Source organism: Butyrivibrio sp. INlla16, assembly GCF_900104155.1.
In the GTDB taxonomy this organism is placed as follows: domain Bacteria; phylum Bacillota; class Clostridia; order Lachnospirales; family Lachnospiraceae; genus Butyrivibrio.
Genome location: NZ_FMYB01000003.1, coordinates 63007 through 79502, shown reverse-complemented (window position 1 = coordinate 79502; position 16496 = coordinate 63007). Strand labels below are relative to the sequence as shown.

Genomic DNA, 16496 nt, shown 5'->3' with positions numbered 1-16496 from the left:
AAATTGCAATATCATGATGAATGACAACAGTTATGTGGAATGTATGATTGCGGGAAAACCCAGACCGTTAGTGGTTTTTCTTAAATATCTTATGATTATTATGGCTGTTTTTTCTTTTATTATCAGCTTTCTTGGTGGCGGTATACTTTTCATGATAGTATTCATTGGATGCGCCGTCGGAGCATATTTCGCGACTCTGAATGCATCAATAGAGTATGAATATCAGTATTGTGAACGTGAAGTTACCGTGGACAAAATTCTCAATAAGAGCAGAAGAAAAAGAATAGCAACTTTCGCTACAGAGCGTATCGATGCGCTTGCTCCGTCTAAGTCTTATCATCTTGACGAATATCGAAGACAGGACAAATACAGAACACTTGATTATTCATCCGGTGCGGGTGAGGATTCAACTTACACAATGTACTATGATGGCAGGGAGAAGGTAATTCTCGAGCCTAACAGAGAACTAGTAGACGCTATTAAAAACGTAGCACCCCGTAAAGTATTCATGGATTAAAAGGAGAGAAAAATGGGACAGATTATTGGCGAAGGAATTACTTTTGATGACGTACTTTTGGTTCCTGCATATTCGCAGGTAGTGCCTAACATGATTGATGTAAGCACAAACCTTACTAAGAAGATCAGACTCAACATTCCTATGATGAGTGCAGGAATGGATACCGTAACAGAACACCGCATGGCTATTGCAATGGCACGTCAGGGTGGTATCGGTATTATCCATAAAAATATGTCAATCGAAGATCAGGCCGATGAAGTTGATAAGGTTAAGAGATCTGAAAACGGCGTCATCACTGATCCATTTTCTCTTTCTCCCGATCATACACTTGCTGATGCAGACGCTCTTATGGCTAAGTTCAGAATTTCCGGTGTACCGATCACAGAGGGCAGAAAGCTTGTTGGAATCATAACCAACCGCGATCTTAAATTCGAGCAGAACTTTGATCAGAAGATCAGAGACATCATGACAAGTGAGAATCTTGTAACTGCCAAGGCAGGAATCACTCTTGAGGAAGCAAAGCAGATCCTTGCGAAGTCCAAGAAGGAAAAGCTTCCTATCGTTGACGATGATTACAATCTCGTTGGACTAATCACTATTAAAGATATTGAGAAGACAATAAAATATCCTCTTTCAGCAAAGGACGATCAGGGACGACTTCTCTGCGGCGCAGGTGTTGGAATCAGTGCCAACGTTCTTGACAGAGTAGGTGCTCTTGTAGACGCTAAGGTTGACTGTGTTGTTCTTGATTCAGCTCATGGTCATTCAGAGAACGTTCTTAAGTGCCTCAGAATGATTAAGGAAAAGTTCCCGGATCTTCAGGTTATTGCAGGTAACGTTGCAACTGCTGCAGCTACCAAGGCTCTTATCGAGTCAGGCGCAGATGCTGTTAAGGTAGGTATCGGACCCGGTTCCATCTGCACAACCCGTGTTGTTGCTGGTATCGGTGTTCCTCAGGTTTCAGCTATTATGGATTGCTACTCAGTAGCTAAGGATTATGGTATTCCGATCATCGCAGACGGCGGTATCAAGTATTCAGGAGATATCACAAAGGCAATTGCAGCAGGCGGAAGTCTTGTAATGATGGGTTCAATGTTTGCAGGCTGTGATGAGGCTCCAGGTGAGTTCGAGCTTTTCCAGGGAAGAAAATACAAGGTTTACCGTGGAATGGGTTCTATCTCAGCTATGGAGAACGGTTCAAAGGATCGTTACTTCCAGGAAGGCGCAAAGAAGCTTGTTCCCGAGGGCGTTGAAGGACGTGTTGCTTACAAGGGAACAGTTGAGGATACAGTATTCCAGCTTATCGGTGGTCTCCGTGCAGGTATGGGTTACTGCGGATGCGAGACAATCAAGGAACTTAATGAAAACGGTAAATTTATAAAGATGACAAGCGCTGCACTTAAGGAGAGTCATCCTCATGATATTCATATCACGAAGGAAGCTCCGAACTATAGCGTGGATGAATGATTCGCACCTTCCCCCAAAAAAGGGGGAAGGCTTTTTTTATGTTCTCTTTATAGAATAGTGATATAATAGAATGTACAAATATCTGAAGGAGACAGCTTTGGATCGAGATACCAGGAAAAATCCCGGCAATTTCATAAAGCTTAAGGATAAAGAACTCCGCAGGTGGCAGGACAGCTTCGCAGCTATGGCAGGAGTGTATTTATGCTGCCTCGATGCCTCAGGAGAGAAGATTACCGATTTTTCGGGTGATCTTCTTGAACTTCCGACGATAAAAAAGGCTGTTGATGAAATTCATATAAGGAACATTTTTCAGAGAGTTACGGAGGGTGAACTTGAGGATCAGGCGGTTGAGCGAACCATGATTCCCAATCTTCGTGTGGCGGCGGTTGCAGCCAAGCTCGACGGACAGCCGCAGCTCGTCTGGATAGTATGTGCCATCTTAAAGGATGCCGAGTATGAGCCCGATCTCTATACAGAGCAGCCTATTACAGATTTTTCCTATATGACAACCGAAAAGAAATTCTATAATTCCCTGGATTTCCTCAGGGTTACTTCGGTTGCGCTTGTCGGCGCGCTCAAATCCGAGGATCAGGCTGCCGCTTCGACAGCTGAGAATTTCAAGCGCTCGGAGGATTTCAAGCTATCGTTCCACAGAGCGGAGCTGATGACAGAGATAGTATCACTTCTCGACAGTGATGATGAAATAGAAGATATCATGCTGAATATCTTAAAGAAGATATGCGAATATCTTGATATCAGCAATTCTTTCATTTGCCGCATGCATTCCGAGGACGATCTCATGGATATCGTTGTGCAGTGGACGGGGCAGGGTGTTTTCAGGCTCTTCGAAGAGGAAAAGGATTTGGATCCCTGCTGGTTTATCGGCCATCCTCAGATGATAGCGGTTTCTTCAAGTGCGACAATGAACTCCGGTGAGAAGGAACAGCTGCAGGACCTTGGAATCAAGGCCGTTGTTTCCGTACCGATCACGATTTCTGATCAGACTCCTTTCTATGCCTGCTTCGCGGAGACGAGGGAGGATAACCGTGGTAAGGACTGGCTTGTAGACGACATCAAATTCATAAATGATTCAATAAAAATTCTTCAGAATATCATTACAAAGAGAATTCAGAAGAACTCTATCGCCAGCTCTTTCCAGTCGCTGGAGGCGGTTCTTGATAATGTGGGAAGTTCGATCTATGTGCGCTGTATGAAGACCGATGAACTTCTATTTGCAAACAGAAGTCTTCGCAAGCACTTTGCAAAGGAACTTCAGAAGAATGAGCTCAAGGATCTGTTTGAAGGCAATATTCCTCCGCGTTCCCACAGCGGAAATTATGAAATCTATTACGATGAGAAGGACAGATGGTACGACCTTTACTATACAAGGATCAAGTGGGTTGATGACAGACTTGTTTCACTTTGTGCCATCTATGAGATAACAGAGAAAAAGATTTATCAGAAACGTATAGAACAGCAGGCATACACTGACTTCCTTACAGGACTTTTTAACAGATTGTGCTGTGAGAGAGATCTGGTCACATATATCGAACAGGCTAAGAAAAAGGGCACTAAGGGTATGCTGATGTACCTCGACCTCGATGATTTCAAGAAAATCAATGACGGGTTGGGACACCAGTATGGCGATATTTTGCTTCAGGATATTTCCACCGCGATAAAGAATATCGATGGTGTGCAGAATTCCTGCTACCGCATGGGTGGAGATGAGTTTGTAATTATCGTTCCTCCTGAAAGCTACGATAAACTGGACAGTATTCTGGAAGAGATACGCCGCGCTTTTGCCACACCCTGGTACCTCAAGGACGGCGACTACTACTGCACCATGAGTATGGGTACCGTCGAGTTTCCGACTGCCGGAGATACGGTGGAGGAACTTATAAGAAAATCGGATATAGCGATGTACGAAGCTAAGAAATCAGGAAAGAACAGGATTTCTCAGTATTCGGAAAGCATAGATGCTTCCACCATAAGGCGCCTTGATATGGAAAAAGCTATGTACAAGGCTGTGGAGGACGGATGCAAGGAGTTCTCGGTGCATTTCCAGCCGCTTATGGATATCAAGGGTAAGAATCCCAAAGTTGTTGGGGCGGAAGCTTTTGTCAGATGGAACAGTGCCATACTTGGCGCGGTTAGCCCGTCGGAGTTTATTTCCCTTGCGGAATATCTGGGACTTATAAATCCCATTGGAGAACACGTATTTAGAGAGGCAGCGAAGTGCTGCGGAAAATGGAGTAAGAAGCTTCGAAGGAAGATCAGCATCCATGTGAATATGTCCGTGGTTCAGCTGATGCAGCCTGACATCGCCGGCAAGCTTAAGACGGCAGTTGAAGAGGCAGGGATAGAGCCTTCGCAGATGGTCCTTGATGTGACAGAGGCTCTCACTATGAATAACACAGAGCGTACAAAAGGAGCGATGGAAAAGATAAGCGAGATGGGAGTTCGGCTATCTCTTGATGATTTCGGAACGGGCTACAGCTCCATAAACGGACTTCGCGCGCTTCCTTTTGCCACGGTCAAGGTCGATAGAACTATATCTTCACAGCTTGAAAAAGAGGAGTATGCTAAGTCGCTTATTGTCTCGCTCATGGATCTCTCCGGAGCAATCGGTGCCAGTGTATGCGTCGAGGGTGTTGAAGAGAAGACTCAGATCGACATCTTAAAAGGACTTAAGGTTCCGCTTGTGCAGGGTGAGTATTTCGGAAAACCCATGCCCGCGGAGGAGTTTGAGAAAAAGTATATTTGATGATAAAATGAACTATGTATAGTCTGAGGGGAAACATTATTAGAAAGTTGGAAATAGAAACATGTCAGAAGAATCAAGAAATTTTATTGAGCAGGAAATCGATAAGGACTTAAAGGAGGGGGTATACGACCACGTAGTTACCAGATTTCCTCCGGAGCCAAACGGCTTTTTACATATAGGACACGCTAAGAGTATTCTCTTAAACTACGGACTTGCCAAGGAATACGGCGGTAAGTTCAACATGAGATTTGACGATACTAACCCCACCAAGGAGAAATCCGAGTTCATGGATGCCATTATCGAGGACGTGAACTGGCTGGGGGCTGATTATGAGGACAGACTTTTCCATGCATCCGACTATTTTGACAAGATGTATGAGAACGCAGTTAAGCTTATAAAAAAAGGCAAGGCATACGTATCTGAGCTCACAGCAGAAGAGATGCGTGAGTACAGAGGAACTCTCACAGAGCCCGGAAAAGATGATCCCAACAGGGACAGAAGTGTTGAAGAAAACCTTCGCCTTTTCGAGGAGATGAAGAGCGGAAGCGTGCCGGATGGTGCGATGACACTCAGAGCCAAGATTGATATGGCATCACCTAACATCAACATGCGTGATCCGATCATCTACAGAGTTGCGCATATGACTCATGCGCGTACAGGCGACAAGTGGTGTATCTACCCTATGTACGATTTTGCTCATCCCATCGAGGACGCTGAGGAAGGAATTACACATTCAATATGTACACTTGAGTTTGAGGACCACAGACCTTTATATGACTGGGTGAAAATTGAGTGCGAATATGAGAATCCTCCGCGCCAGATTGAGTTTGCAAAGCTTTATCTGCAGAACGTTGTTACTGGTAAGAGATATATCAAGAAGCTGGTAGAGGACGGAATTGTAGACGGATGGGACGATCCGAGACTTGTTTCCATCGCAGCTCTGAGAAGACGCGGATTCACACCCGAGTCAATTCAGAAGTTTGTAGAGCTTTGCGGTATAAGTAAGGCTAATTCCACAGCTGATTATGCAATGCTTGAGTACTGTATCCGTGAGGATTTGAAGCCTAAGGCTAAGAGAATGATGGCGATCCTCGATCCGGTTAAGCTTATCATCGATAACTATCCGGAGGGACAGGTTGAGATGCTTCCTATCGAGAATAACAAGGAAGCACCCGAGCTCGGAAACAGAGAGATTCCGTTTGGAAAAGAGCTTTGGATTGAGCGTGAAGACTTCATGGAGGAGCCTCCGAAGAAGTACTTCAGACTTTTCCCCGGAAACGAAGTTCGCCTGATGAATGCGTATTTTGTAACCTGCACCGGATGCGTCAAGGATGAAAACGGAGTGGTGACTGAAATTCACTGCACCTATGATCCCGAGACAAAGGGCGGAGACAGCCCGGACGGCAGAAAGGTTAAGGGTACTATTCACTGGGTATCAGCTGAGAAGTGCGGAGAGGCAGAAGTTCGCCTTTATGAAAATATCATAGATGAGGAAAAGGGTGTATATAACGAGGACGGATCACTTAACCTCAATCCCAATTCCATCACCGTGATTAAAAATGCGAAGCTGGAGCCTGAGCTTATGGAAGCCAAGGCTTATGATAAATTCCAGTTTGTGAGAAACGGATTCTTCTGTGTGGACAGCAAGGATTCCAAAGACGGGGCACCAGTTTTCAACCGTATAGTTTCTCTTAAGAGTTCTTTTGTTTTACCTAAAGCGTAACTTTTTAGTTTTTCTATTGATGAGGGGTAATATCATGGGATTTTTGGATGGATTAAAGAAGTTTGGTCTTGGTGCATTAGAGGATGAAGAACTGTATGAGGATCCCAAAAAGAAGGTTGCAGCCAAGAAGGAAGAACCCAAGAAGGCTCCGGTAGTAATAAACGAAGAGACTCTTCTTTTTGATAAAGGCTATACCTGCCCTATCTGCGAGGCTAAGTTCAATGTAAAGACGCTTCGCTCCGGTAAGGTGAGGATGAAGAGCCAGGATGTGGATCTTCGCCCGGTTTACGATGAAATGGATCCCAGTAAGTATGAGATCGTAACCTGCCCTGAATGCGGTTATTCGGTAATGGCAAGGTACTTCGGCAATCTTACAAAGTTCCAGATTGATGAAGTAAAAAGTAAGATAAGTGCAAACTACAAAAAGCAGCAATTCAGCGAAACAACCTACACTTATGAAGAAGCGCGCATGCGCTATGAACTTGCCATAGCAACAGCCATGGTCAAGAAGTCCAAGAATTCGGAGAAGGCATATCTATGCCTTAAGATGGCATGGCTTATAAGAGGCGAGACAGAGCATCTTGATCCTGCAGCTCCCGATTATGAGGCGAAAAAGAAGAAGAATGAGGCAGAGGAGAAGGAACTCCTTAAGAAGGCTCTCGATGGTTTCGTAATTGCAAGGCAGAGCGAAACCCAGATCGCCGGAATGGATGCGACCACTACCGATTATCTTATGGCAGCCATTGCTTTGGAGGTTGAAGATTTTGATCTTGCGAACAGAATGATATCTAATATTATCGGTTCCAGGGTTGCTAATTCCCGTATCAAGGAAAAGGCAAAGGATCTTAAAGACCTTGTGGCAGAAGCAAAGAAAAAAGCAGAAGCAGCCGCTCCCGCTGAATAAGCTGTGCCACTTTGGCAGATATACTGATAAAAAATACCCTCCGCTACGAACATGTAGCGGAGGGTTTATTGCTGCAGTAGTTTACAGAGCACCGTCCATCTTCTTGAGGTCGTTAATGTCGTCATCCTCATCATCATCGAAGAATTCCTCAGTTTTATCGGGAACACTTTCTTCCTCTGAAGAAGCTTCCTCTTCAGATTCCGCCTCTGAATCGCCGAGATTTACATAGCGACGTTTAAACGGGCTTCCGGTATCATCATCTTCGAAATCATCGATATCTTCGAAGTCGTCAAATTCATCAAAATCATCAGTAAGAACGCAGTCCTTCTGAGTAAGATAGTAATAAACACCGGCTGCTGCAGCTCCCAGAGCAGCTGCAAATAATACTACTTTTCCGAAATGCTTAGCCATTGTACCCTCCTCGTAAGAGAATTTCATATTGCAAAATTTATTTTAATACAAATCGTCAGATAAGAAAAGCATTTGTCAGCAAAATGTTGTAAAAAGAGACGTGAAATGCTATATTGAAATGGACTAGTCCGGTCAATTTTAGGAGACGCGTTTTTAATGAACGAGAAATTTTTTGATCTTAAGAAGGAAAAACAGGATCGTATCATCAACGCTGCGCTTAGAGCCTTTGCTCTCGGCGGTTATCTCCATGCCAGTACGGACGATATCGTTAAGCTGGCAGGAATCAGCAAGGGGCTGATTTTTCATTATTTTGAGACCAAGCTGGGACTTTACCAGTTTGTGTACGATTACAGCATCCGCGTTATCAATTTGGAGATACGCGCCGCTGTATCAGGTGATATCACCGACTTTTTCACTATAAGAGAGGAAATTGAAAAGGTATTATCTGTCTGCATGCAGCAGTATCCGTATATTCAGCTGTTTTTATACAAAGCGGAAGCCGAAGATACACCGGAGGCAGCATCTGCGATTCTTCAGACCAGAGAAGGTTACGAAGCAATGATACAGAGCATTTTGGACAGGGGTGACATCACAAGATTTAAGCCGGGAGCCAACTATCAGCTTGTCGGTGACATGATTCAGATGATAAATAAAGAGATTTTGGAGAGAATGTTCAGAGAGGGAATTTTTCAGCCGGAGGATTATTTTAAAGAGGTTATGAAACATATGAACATGCTTAGAGCAGTTACATATGATTAATCATAAAAAATTTTGCTTGTTAGGAAATCGTTTTTCTGACACTCCTATCAGGTACATTATCCTATACAAAGGAGGCACACATGGGAAAATTCGTCGTAGCAGGTATCACGCAGGTTGAGACAATTGTCAGAGTTAATAAGGTCCCAATTGAGTATGCGCCGCTCACAACAGAGGTCAATTCCATTTATACCGGACTTGGCGGCGATGCTTATAATGAGTCCCTGGCGCTCAGATGGCTTGGTGATGAGGTTGAATTCATGTCCATCATCGGAAGGGATAAGTCCGTTGAAGATCTTAACCCTCCGGGGAGCAAGATTGAGCTCTCTACAAAATATGTTGTGCAGATGATGGAGGAAACTCCGAACTGTGTAATTCTCTATGACAAGGAACGCAGAAGACAGATATTCGAGGATATCAAGGATCTGCGCGACAAGGTTTATGACATGTCAATGTTTGCACCTCTTGCGGGTTGGGCAGACATGGTAGTTCTTGCGAACGCGAATTTCTGCAGACCTTTTGCCGTAGCTGCAGCTGGGCACGGGAAAAAGGTAGCGGTTAACATCCGTAATTTCTGCAGGGAAAAGGAAAAATACAACAGAGATTTCCTGGATGCGGCTACTATTCTGTATTTCTCGGATGATCAGCTCGAGGAAGATCCTTATGATTTCATCCGCGGAATAAGTAAGACTTACGGTACCGAGATCATCATCATGGGCCGCGGTTCCAAGGGTGTTATCCTGTTTGATAAAAAGGGTGAATTCATTGCCGATTACAAGACCGTTAAGACAAATGAAATCGTCAATACGGTGGGTGCCGGTAATGCGCTGTTTTCGTGCTTTTTGCACTATTACCAGGAGACCGAGGATTCGGTCAACTCCATCAAGAATGCGCTTTTGTTCTCATCCTACAAGATCGGATATATGGGAACTTCAAACGGCTTCATGACAACTGAACAGATGGAGCAGTGGCGTAATCTTATCTGGGGGATCAGAGACAACGGACTATGATAATAACTCTTGCCTTCTCCTTTGGAGAAGGTGTCAGCGGAGCTGACGGATGAGGGTAAAAAAGAAAAGGATAGAAAAAATGGCAAAAAAAGTAAAAAACAAAAGAAGGTGCGGCGTACTGATGCCTGTATTCAGCCTGCCTTCTAAGTACGGCATCGGAACATTTTCCAAGGAAGCATATGAATTTGTGGATTTTCTTGAAAAATCCGGACAGAGCTACTGGCAGATACTGCCGCTTGGTCCCACAAGCTACGGAGACTCTCCGTATCAGTCATTCTCAACCTTTGCGGGAAATCCGTATTTTATCGATCTTGAGAAGCTGATAGAGATGGGCTTTTTGAAGAAGGACGAGGTTGATAAGGTAAACTTCGGAAACAGCGAGGAGCTTGTGGATTATGAGAGACTTTTCAAGGCTCGTGATCTTACACTTTACACCGCTTATGTTAACAGCGGTCTTTCCGAAAACAGCAAGAAAAAAGCGAAGCCTGCGCTTAAAAAAGAGTTTGAAGCCTTTGTGAAGAAGAATTCGGATTGGCTTGCTGACTATGCTCTTTATATGGCACTTAAGAAGCGCTACGACGGCCTTAGCTGGAATGAGTGGCCGGAGGATATCAGGCTCAGAAAAAAGGAAGCACTGGAGACTGCAAGAGAAAAGTATGCTGACAGAATCGGACTCTATGAGTTTGAACAGTATATTTTTATGAAGCAGTGGTTTGAACTCAAAGCCTATGCTAATTCGAAGAATATAGACATTATCGGTGATATCCCGATTTATGTCGCTTTTGATTCGGCTGACACCTGGGCAAATCCCAAGCTTTTCCAGCTGGATAAGAAGAACCTTCCGATAGCGGTTGCCGGTTGCCCTCCGGATTCTTTTGCAAGAACAGGACAGCTTTGGGGCAATCCCTTATATAAGTGGGATTATCACGAGAAGACCGGCTTTAAATGGTGGATTAAGCGCATAAAGAGCTGCTATGAGCTTTATGATGTAGTCAGAATTGATCATTTCCGCGGTTTTGATGAATACTATTCCATCCCGTTCGGCGAGCCTACTGCTGAGAACGGAACTTGGGTGAAGGGCCCGGGTTACAAGCTCTTTGATGTTATGAAAAAAGAGCTCGGTAACTGCAGAGTGATTGCGGAGGATCTGGGATACCTGACTCCTTCTGTTATTGCGCTGGTTAAGAGAACCGGATTCCCGGGAATGAAGATTCTGCAATTTGCATTTGACGCCAGAGAAGAGAGTGATTATCTGCCGCATAACTATGTACAAAACAGCATAGTATATACGGGAACGCATGATAACGATACAACTCTCGGTTGGTTTAATACGATACCAAGGGAAGACAAGCGTTTTGCCAAGAAGTATCTGAATATTAAGAGTAACAAGGGCGTTGTTTGGGAGTTTATTCGTGCTACTTTTGCAAGTGTATCCGAAACAGCGATAATTCCCATGCAGGATTATCTCGAACTCGGAAGTGAGGCGAGAATAAATATTCCCTCGACTCTCGGTAAGAACTGGACCTGGCGCATGAAGAACGGTGTGCTTACCGATGAACTTGCGGAAAAGATGCTTGATATGGCAAAGACTTACGGAAGAAGTGCTTTATAAAAGTATAACGAAATTGTTTTGACTGTAGATGATAAATGCTCCGAGCTAAGGTGAATGTGACTTAATGTGAGGACTTACTATGAGTAGATTATCCCGGGCAATAAGCGTATTTTTAGTGGTATCATTTTTGACTGTTACTGTGGGCTGTGGTGCACTTGGTGAGCAGCAGACGGTTGAAAACGATGATAATCAGGTAGACGTTAATTCCATAACCTGTATGGTGTGGGATCGTGACAACATGCCTGAAGGTTACACAGCTGATGATAATACGCTCGCTAACTGGATAAGAGCCAAGGTAAAGGATGAGTGTGGCATAGATGTTCATTTTGTAAGCGTGGGAAGATCCACTTCTGATGAAACCATCAAGAAGATGGTCGATGAGAACATAGCGCCAGACATTGTTTTCACATATTCATCCTCTGTGTTCGGATATATGACAAAGCAGGGCAAGGTTGCGGATCTAACCGAATCACTGTCAAAGTACGGTCAGAATATTGAGAAATACATCGGTGATATTCAGTATATGGGTTCCTATAATGATCTTCAGGTTGCTGTAATGAAAAGGAGAGGCTTTAAGTCCCCAAGGCATACCGCCTATATCAGAAAAGACTGGTGTGATGCGCTGGGAATCAGTGTGCCTAAGACCAAGAAGGAACTTATATCTTATTTGTATGCTGTAAAAGAGCAAAATCCCGGAGGAGTGGATGGCGTAATTCCCTGGGCTATGGGCGGAGATGTTCATTCTGAACGTTTTTATCAGGGCTTTGTCGGTTCCTATGTGGAGAATCTTTCGGAGAGGGATGCATTCATCTATTCCGAGAGATATATGGTTGTGGCTGACGGGGCAGTAGAAGGACTGAGGGTACTAAACAAGCTCTACAATGATGGGATTATCTCTCTGGATTTTACTGCAGATTCGGATAATTCAAAATATGTTGCGGATGCAGAGTCTGGAAAAGTCGGCTTTTTGGTGGATGATTCGTCCAGCCCTTTTACTTATGTATCTATTTTGAAGGAAAAGGATCCTACTATAGAACTTGATCCGATTCTGTGTTTTGATCTTCCCGGGGGAGGGTACAGAAATGTGGCGGAGCCGGATTACGGAATGTATGTGATGGTTCCTGCTACCAGTAAGGATAAGACAGATGCGGTTGTGAAATATCTCAACTGGCTTGCAGATCCTGCTAATGCCGAGATGGTAAACTTTACACCGGATCATGAAGATACTGAATCTGGCGCAGCTATGACCATGTCAAAGGAGCAGCTGTTCTCGCGCGGCTATTCCGGGACGCCAGGTGATTACTGCATAGTAAATGAACATTTTGATTTTGTTGATGACAATGAAGCTCAGGTGTCTTTGTGGACGGAAAATTGCGGATGGGAAACACCGGACTGGTTTGAGAATTACTATGATGTATGTTTGACGGATCAGTTTACATTCCCTACCTGCAGTAGTGTGCTTGAATCCGAGGTGAAATATCAGGTTGACCTGGATGTGGCGCTGGTGGAATATGCATATAATTTGATCTGTTGTCCCACCAGCGAATTTGACAGGACACAGCATGATGAGTACTCAAGATTGCTGGATCTTGGGCTAAAAGAAGTTCTTGACGAGAGAGCTTCACGCTATGACAGCGGTGAGCTGAGGTTTGGTAAGTGAGAGAAGTTTTTTGAAAATGGTTATTGTAAATATTTTTGGGAAAAGTTTTACAGTTGGAGGATTTGAGAATGGCTGATATTGCAATTTTTCTTGCGGATGGATTTGAGGAGATAGAGGCTCTGACAGTGGTTGATCTGTGCAGAAGAGCCGGACTTAATATTGACATGGTATCGGTTATGGAGGGACTCTACGTTACCGGATCTCACGGTATTGAGGTGAAGGCAGATAAGCTTTTGTCTGAGGTTAACTTTGATGCTATGGATATGCTGGTTCTTCCGGGCGGAATGCCGGGAACCACGAATCTTGAAAAGACAGAAAAACTGATGGAACAGGTTCGCGCTTTTGATGCGGCAGGTAAGTACATCAGTGCTATCTGTGCAGCTCCAGGCGTGTTCGGAAGAGCAGGACTTTTAAACGGCAGGAAGGCATGCGCTTTCCCGGGACTTGAGGGAGAACTTAAAGGCGCCGATGTACAGATGACGGAGACAACAGTCGACGGACATATTTTAACAAGCAGGGGCATGGGAACCGCTATTCCTTTCGGACTTGCTATCGTTGAGCGCTTTTGTGGCAAAGAGGCAGCAGACGAACTCGGAAAAAAGGTTGTATTCAGGCTGTAGGATTAGAATATGGGACTTGAGATTGAAAGAAAATTTACGGTTAAGAAATTGCCCAAGAATCTGGAAAAATATCCTGTACATATTATTGAACAGGGGTATCTTAGTGTTGTGCCGGCAATTAGGGTAAGACGCGAGGATGACAGATATTACATGACATATAAGAGTTACAAAGGATTCGGGATATCCGGTCAGAGTGACTCGGAAAGCGAAGCATGTGACAATGCCGGTGTTCAAAAGGATATAGGCAAGATTGAATATAACCTTCCGCTTGATAAAGACTCATATGATCATCTTGTTGAAAAAGCAGACGGGAATGTAATCAGGAAAAAGAGGTATATTATTCCTGTAAATGAGGATGCGTTTGAAGAAGCTTTTTTGAGAGAGAATTCCGCTACAAGAGAAGCATTTGAAAGCGGAGATATCAAAATTGAACTGGATGTTTTCGGCGCACCGTTTGATGGCAGAATTCTGGCTGAAGTGGAGTTTCCGAGCGAAGAAGCGGCAGCAGCTTATCACATGGCGGATTGGTTTGAGGAGGATGTTACCGGTGATGTCAGATACAGCAATGCGCATATGAGTACGGAGAAGTTGCGAGACTGCTCTGAAATGGTATAATAATCAAGCGTTTGAGCTGCTTTTTACGAATTATAAATTAATATGGAAAATAAATCAGACCTGTGCTATAATCTTTAGGCGACTGTGCCGAGGTAAGTAGCACAGGTCGTTTTATATATCACAATCTGAGTTGTGTACATTAATTTGTAACTATTTAAAATCATTCGATTTGCAGATACGGATAGTTACAACGATTTTATATGTATTAATAGGAGGAATTACGTAAAAATGAGCGTATCAGTAGAAAAGCTCGAGAAGAGCATGGCTAAGCTTACAATCGAAGTTGCAGCTGAGAGTTTCGACAAGGCAATCGACAAGGTTTACAACAAGCAGAAGAACAAGATCCAGATTCCCGGATTCCGTAAGGGTAAGGCACCCCGTCATATGATCGAGCGTATGTATGGTAAGGAAGTATTCTTCGAGGATGCTGCTAACGAAGTTATCAATGAGGAGTATCCTAAGGCTGTTGATGAGTGTGGTGAGGATGTTGTTTCCAATCCCGATATCGAGGTATCACAGCTTGAGGCAGGCAAGCCTTTTATCTTCACAGCAACTGTTGCTCTTAAGCCTGAAGTTAAGCTTGGCAAGTACAAGGGCGTTGAGGTTGAGAAGATGGATCTTGACGTAACCGAGGACGAGATCAATGCTGAGATCGATCAGGAGCGTAATAGAAACGCAAGAACAATCGAGGTTACAGACCGCAAGGTTGAGGATGGTGATATCGTAACTCTTGATTTTGAGGGATTCGTTGACGGAACTGCTTTCGAGGGCGGTAAGGGCACAGATTATCCTCTTACAATCGGTTCAGGTTCTTTCATCCCCGGATTCGAGGAGCAGCTTGTAGGCTTCGAGATCGGTACAGAGGGTGAAGTTAATGTTAAGTTCCCTGAGGATTATCACTCAGAGGATCTTGCAGGAAAAGATGCTACCTTCAAGTGCACAGTTAAGACTATCAAGACCAGAGAGCTTCCTGAGCTTAACGATGAGTTCGCAAGCGATGTTTCTGAGTTCGAGACAGTAGCTGAGTACAAGGAAGATGTAAAGAAGAAGCTCGCAGAGCGCAAGGAAAACGAAGCTAAGGCTAAGCGTGAGGACGAGGCAGTTAAGGCTGTTATCGAGGACGCAGAGATGGAGCTTCCTGAGAAGATGATCGAGACTCAGCAGAGACAGATCGTTAACGACTTTGCTCAGAGACTTCAGTATCAGGGCATGAACATGCAGCAGTACATGCAGTACACAGGCAACACTGTTGATCAGATGATGGAGCAGGTTAAGCCTCAGGCTGTAGAGCGCATCCAGTCAAGACTTGTTCTTGAGGCTGTAGCTGCAGCTGAGAAGTTCGAAATCTCAGAGGATGAGATTCAGGAAGAACTTGAGAAGATGGCTAAGCAGTACAACATGGAAGCTGACAAGGTTAAGGAACTCATGGGAGATCGTGAGATCAAGACTCTTAAGGATGATCTTCTTGTTCAGAAGGCAGCTAAGTTCCTTGTAGAGAATGCTAAGGAAGTTGCCGCTAAGAAGACAACTAAGAAGGCAGCAGCTAAGAAGAGCGAAGATGCAGGCGAAGAGAAGCCGAAGCGTACTCGCAAGACAGCAGCTAAGAAGGACGACGATGCAGCTGAGGAGAAGCCGAAGCGCACACGTAAGACTGCAGCAAAGAAGACAGAAGAATAATTCTTTCTCTAAATAAATCAAATATTCACCTCCCTGAATTACAATATTCAGGGAGGTTTTTTGTGGGCGTCAATCCACAAGGTTGCGCAAAATGAATAAAATGGGGTATAATAATTTGGTATTATATTCTAAATATAACAGAGAGGAAGCGATTTAAATGAGTTTAATACCTTATGTCATAGAACAGACGAGTCGCGGCGAGCGCTCATACGATATTTATTCAAGACTTTTGAAGGAGCGTATTGTGTTCCTGGGCGAGGAAGTAAATTCCGTTTCAGCCAGTGTTGTAGTTGCACAGCTCCTGTTCCTCGAAGCAGAGGATCCCAGTAAGGATATTCACATGTACATCAATAGCCCCGGCGGTGAGATCACATCCGGAATGGCTATCTACGATACAATGCATTACATCAAGTGCGATGTCAGCACAATCTGCATCGGTATGGCAGCAAGTATGGGAGCATTCCTTCTTGCAGGCGGCGCTAAGGGCAAGCGTATGGCTCTTCCAAATGCTGAGATCATGATTCATCAGCCCCTCGGAGGAACTCAGGGCCAGGCAACTGAGATTGAGATTGCGGCTAAGCACATCATTCGTACAAAGGAAAAACTGAATACTCTTTTATCAGAGAATACAGGAAAGCCTTATGAGCAAATCGCAGCAGATACTGAGCGCGATAACTGGATGACAGCTCAGGAGGCTCTTGAGTATGGACTTATCGATTCAGTAATTGAATCAAGACCAAAGGAAGAAAAGGATAAGTAA

14 protein-coding genes are annotated in these 16496 nt (G+C 44.2%); 13 read left to right on the top strand and 1 reads right to left on the bottom strand.

Annotated features, from left to right (window positions below; translation table 11 throughout):
• Positions 1-13: 13 nt before the first annotated feature.
• The 5 genes from BLR42_RS02295 to BLR42_RS02275 all read left to right on the top strand — a co-directional run bounded on the left by BLR42_RS02295 (position 14) and on the right by BLR42_RS02275 (position 7375).
• Positions 14-517, top strand: coding sequence for a DUF6106 family protein (locus BLR42_RS02295; protein WP_022760849.1), 504 nt, complete (start codon positions 14-16; stop codon positions 515-517).
• A gap of 12 nt (positions 518-529) precedes the next feature.
• Complete coding sequence (guaB, locus tag BLR42_RS02290) at positions 530-1984, top strand: IMP dehydrogenase (protein ID WP_091866303.1); 1455 nt, start codon at positions 530-532, stop codon at positions 1982-1984.
• Between the two features lie 97 nt (positions 1985-2081).
• Complete coding sequence (locus tag BLR42_RS02285; protein ID WP_170832608.1) at positions 2082-4748, top strand: sensor domain-containing phosphodiesterase; 2667 nt, start codon at positions 2082-2084, stop codon at positions 4746-4748.
• 61 nt (positions 4749-4809) lie between these two features.
• The gene (locus BLR42_RS02280; RefSeq protein ID WP_022760852.1) at positions 4810-6471 is read left to right on the top strand and encodes a glutamine--tRNA ligase/YqeY domain fusion protein; all 1662 of its coding nucleotides are present in this window, start codon (positions 4810-4812) and stop codon (positions 6469-6471) included.
• 34 nt (positions 6472-6505) lie between these two features.
• Entirely contained in the window at positions 6506-7375 is an 870-nt protein-coding gene (locus BLR42_RS02275; RefSeq protein WP_170832607.1) for a DUF2225 domain-containing protein, read from the top strand.
• Between the two features lie 81 nt (positions 7376-7456).
• Here the strand turns inward: BLR42_RS02275 and BLR42_RS02270 are convergent, their stop codons facing one another.
• Positions 7457-7786 (bottom strand): hypothetical protein, encoded by a 330-nt coding sequence (locus BLR42_RS02270; RefSeq protein WP_091866297.1) that lies wholly within the window; start codon positions 7784-7786, stop codon positions 7457-7459.
• Between the two features lie 156 nt (positions 7787-7942).
• Between BLR42_RS02270 and BLR42_RS02265 the strand changes: the two genes are divergently transcribed.
• The 8 genes from BLR42_RS02265 (at position 7943) to clpP (ending at position 16496) form a co-directional block, all read left to right on the top strand.
• A complete protein-coding gene (locus BLR42_RS02265) occupies positions 7943-8545 on the top strand; it encodes a TetR/AcrR family transcriptional regulator (RefSeq protein ID WP_091866295.1) in 603 nt (200 codons plus the stop codon).
• A gap of 80 nt (positions 8546-8625) precedes the next feature.
• Complete coding sequence (locus BLR42_RS02260) at positions 8626-9552, top strand: carbohydrate kinase family protein (protein WP_091866292.1); 927 nt, start codon at positions 8626-8628, stop codon at positions 9550-9552.
• A gap of 49 nt (positions 9553-9601) precedes the next feature.
• Positions 9602-11164, top strand: a complete 1563-nt coding sequence (malQ, locus tag BLR42_RS02255) for a 4-alpha-glucanotransferase (RefSeq protein WP_278289105.1) — start codon at positions 9602-9604, stop codon at positions 11162-11164.
• 79 nt (positions 11165-11243) lie between these two features.
• Positions 11244-12824 carry an extracellular solute-binding protein gene (locus BLR42_RS02250; protein ID WP_091866289.1) on the top strand — a complete coding sequence of 527 codons (1581 nt, stop codon included), beginning with the start codon at positions 11244-11246 and terminating at the stop codon, positions 12822-12824.
• 68 nt (positions 12825-12892) lie between these two features.
• Positions 12893-13444 (top strand): DJ-1 family glyoxalase III, encoded by a 552-nt coding sequence (locus BLR42_RS02245; RefSeq protein WP_091866287.1) that lies wholly within the window; start codon positions 12893-12895, stop codon positions 13442-13444.
• Positions 13445-13453: 9 nt separating this feature from the next.
• Complete coding sequence (locus BLR42_RS02240; RefSeq protein WP_091866285.1) at positions 13454-14059, top strand: CYTH domain-containing protein; 606 nt, start codon at positions 13454-13456, stop codon at positions 14057-14059.
• 228 nt (positions 14060-14287) lie between these two features.
• Positions 14288-15736 carry a trigger factor gene (gene tig, locus BLR42_RS02235; RefSeq protein WP_091866283.1) on the top strand — a complete coding sequence of 483 codons (1449 nt, stop codon included), beginning with the start codon at positions 14288-14290 and terminating at the stop codon, positions 15734-15736.
• Positions 15737-15893: 157 nt separating this feature from the next.
• Complete coding sequence (gene clpP, locus BLR42_RS02230) at positions 15894-16496, top strand: ATP-dependent Clp endopeptidase proteolytic subunit ClpP (protein ID WP_022760862.1); 603 nt, start codon at positions 15894-15896, stop codon at positions 16494-16496.

Excerpts from the sequence above, each read along its gene's own strand:
- BLR42_RS02295 (WP_022760849.1), top strand. The coding sequence starts at position 14 with ATGATGAATGACAACAGTTATGTGGAATGTATGATTGCGGGAAAACCC.
- guaB (WP_091866303.1), top strand. The coding sequence starts at position 530 with ATGGGACAGATTATTGGCGAAGGAATTACTTTTGATGACGTACTTTTG.
- BLR42_RS02280 (WP_022760852.1), top strand. The coding sequence starts at position 4,810 with ATGTCAGAAGAATCAAGAAATTTTATTGAGCAGGAAATCGATAAGGAC.
- BLR42_RS02275 (WP_170832607.1), top strand. The coding sequence starts at position 6,506 with ATGGGATTTTTGGATGGATTAAAGAAGTTTGGTCTTGGTGCATTAGAG.
- BLR42_RS02270 (WP_091866297.1), bottom strand. The coding sequence starts at position 7,786 with ATGGCTAAGCATTTCGGAAAAGTAGTATTATTTGCAGCTGCTCTGGGA.
- BLR42_RS02265 (WP_091866295.1), top strand. The coding sequence starts at position 7,943 with ATGAACGAGAAATTTTTTGATCTTAAGAAGGAAAAACAGGATCGTATC.
- BLR42_RS02260 (WP_091866292.1), top strand. The coding sequence starts at position 8,626 with ATGGGAAAATTCGTCGTAGCAGGTATCACGCAGGTTGAGACAATTGTC.
- malQ (WP_278289105.1), top strand. The coding sequence starts at position 9,602 with ATGAGGGTAAAAAAGAAAAGGATAGAAAAAATGGCAAAAAAAGTAAAA.
- BLR42_RS02250 (WP_091866289.1), top strand. The coding sequence starts at position 11,244 with ATGAGTAGATTATCCCGGGCAATAAGCGTATTTTTAGTGGTATCATTT.
- BLR42_RS02245 (WP_091866287.1), top strand. The coding sequence starts at position 12,893 with ATGGCTGATATTGCAATTTTTCTTGCGGATGGATTTGAGGAGATAGAG.
- BLR42_RS02240 (WP_091866285.1), top strand. The coding sequence starts at position 13,454 with ATGGGACTTGAGATTGAAAGAAAATTTACGGTTAAGAAATTGCCCAAG.
- tig (WP_091866283.1), top strand. The coding sequence starts at position 14,288 with ATGAGCGTATCAGTAGAAAAGCTCGAGAAGAGCATGGCTAAGCTTACA.
- clpP (WP_022760862.1), top strand. The coding sequence starts at position 15,894 with ATGAGTTTAATACCTTATGTCATAGAACAGACGAGTCGCGGCGAGCGC.